Below are 452 nucleotides of genomic sequence, written 5' to 3'. Positions count from 1 at the left end.
AGAGATACTTTACCTAGACTTTTATTTTTAATGGGATTTTAGACATGACTAGCCATGTAGCTTTTATATGCTACGTTGAAAGTGGAATTTGAATGGTATTAAAGATTAAGCGAGTAGCTCACTACACTGCGTCAAATTACCTCGTCGCTTTAACTTTAAATGTTCACAGTATTTTTGCTTGGCATCGGGCCTACCCACTGAGCCTTTAAACACTTTGGTAAATTTAGTAGTTAGCTTTAACCAATTTTCTGGCTGGATGTTAAGTCTCGCTAAGATAGGCTGAGCGTCTGTGATAAATCCGCGCTTATCTTCTCGAATACACCGACCTGTTAAATCAACAAGCTCTACATAGTATTTGAATTCAAATGGTAGCCCTTTTGGCATGTGTTTTCTTGGGTTACCTACAAAACGCAGTAAAGGTGTGGGTTGTTTACCCGCTTTTGCTGTTTCAA

1 pseudogene is annotated in these 452 nt (G+C 38.5%); it reads right to left on the bottom strand.

The features are described 5' to 3' along the window. Nucleotides 1-105 precede the first annotated feature (105 nt). Nucleotides 106-452 (bottom strand): annotated as a pseudogene (locus N473_RS26590) (transposase); the annotation flags it as partial.

This window comes from Pseudoalteromonas luteoviolacea CPMOR-1, from assembly GCF_001625685.1.
GTDB classification, from domain to species: domain Bacteria; phylum Pseudomonadota; class Gammaproteobacteria; order Enterobacterales; family Alteromonadaceae; genus Pseudoalteromonas; species Pseudoalteromonas luteoviolacea_K.
The sequence above is the reverse complement of the archived record's forward strand: the minus strand, read 5'-3'. Positions and strand labels throughout refer to the sequence as shown.